The organism is Stagnihabitans tardus, from assembly GCF_009925085.1.
Classification (GTDB): domain Bacteria; phylum Pseudomonadota; class Alphaproteobacteria; order Rhodobacterales; family Rhodobacteraceae; genus Stagnihabitans; species Stagnihabitans tardus.
This window is the reverse complement of sequence record NZ_JAABNR010000078.1, coordinates 1-1179: the sequence shown is the minus strand read 5'-3', so window position 1 is coordinate 1179 and position 1179 is coordinate 1. Positions and strand designations below refer to the sequence as shown.

General features: G+C 61.7%; 1 protein-coding gene and 1 pseudogene. One reads left to right on the top strand and one right to left on the bottom strand.

The genetic code is table 11. From position 1 onward, the window contains the following. Positions 1-118, top strand: a pseudogene (locus tag GV832_RS22730) (IS30 family transposase); the annotation flags it as partial. Between the two features lie 53 nt (positions 119-171). Here GV832_RS22730 and GV832_RS21655 read toward each other — a convergent pair. Beyond that, on the bottom strand, positions 172-504 hold the full coding sequence (locus tag GV832_RS21655; RefSeq protein WP_140847785.1) for a type II toxin-antitoxin system RelE/ParE family toxin: 333 nt from the start codon (positions 502-504) through the stop codon (positions 172-174). Between the last annotated feature and the right edge of the window lie 675 nt (positions 505-1179).

The window sequence follows — 1179 nt, the reverse complement described above, 5'->3', positions numbered from 1 at the left end:
GACCCCACGGAAGTGCCTGGGCTTCCGAACCCCCGCCGAAGTCTTCCGCGCCCATGTCCTTGGCCGAGGTCATCGCAAGGCGAAACTCTCCACCAAACCAAAGTCGCATCTGGGCTAGCGCGCCCAAAGTAGAACTGTCGCACACGCCCTTCTCGCCACGGCGCACCTCAGTCATCCGCTGAAGGACTTCCTCGCTTCGCCTTCGGTCATCCAGTCCTGCCCACCGAAGGCAATGAGTGCGACGAAGACGCAGTTCTTGTTGAGATCGGCGCGGAACACGACGGTTAGACGATGGCCGCGTCCACCATGACGGACCAGCCATCCGTCCAGCGGTGGCGCCAAGCGAACGCCTGACATCGGGTTGGCAGAGATGTCGGCAATCAGGTCGTCGACCTCATCAAGGCGCCTGCCGGCGGCGTCGAAGTCTCCGCCGGTGACGTCGACGATGTGATCCACCAACGCGGCAAGGTCTTGGTCTACCAAGGGATGTCGAACGATGCGCATCAGGCAGTGGTGCCACCGGCAGCCTTTGCAAGTCGAGCAAGATGCGCGCGCGCGCCTGACGTGATGCTTTCGCCCGTTCGAACGGGTTCCCAGGTATCAGGGGGAAGCGCGAGGCGCCGCTGGACTTCGGCTTCAAAGAGAAGACGCTCCCGCTCCCGCGCTGCCCGCGCGCGTGCCATCTCGCCAGAGACCGCAGCGCTTATGTTCGGATACTCGCCGCTCTCGACCAGCTCTCGGGCGAAGTTGAAAGCTGCATCCGTGAAGCTGACACTCTGTTTGTGTACGCCCATCATCGTCTCCGTCGGTAGTCCATTGGAGCACCATAGCCTTCCCGCTGAATGTTTTCAACAATTGGAAGCGGGCAAGGGTCTGGATGTCATGGCTGAGCGATAGACGCAGAATCTATAGCTCACGAGGGACGACCGGCAGACGATCCTTGCCGGACGAGTTGTGCAATGCCGAGTGCTGCCGCGCTTCTTCGCCGATCACGGCGCCGCGTGTTGCCCTTTCGTTTCGCTTCTGGTCCAGTCATGCAGCACGACGTTGAGCTAAGGCGGCACCAAGATGAATACCCCAAATGGCGACCTCGACCGTTGGCCGGACCCGGCCGTCGCAAACGCTCGCCGCAGCGTCTTCGCGCAGGACCTTGTCGTCGAAGGTGATGCCACCTCCAAT

Coding starts and splice junctions, on each gene's coding strand:
- GV832_RS21655 (WP_140847785.1), bottom strand. CDS start 504: ATGCGCATCGTTCGACATCCCTTGGTAGACCAAGACCTTGCCGCGTTG.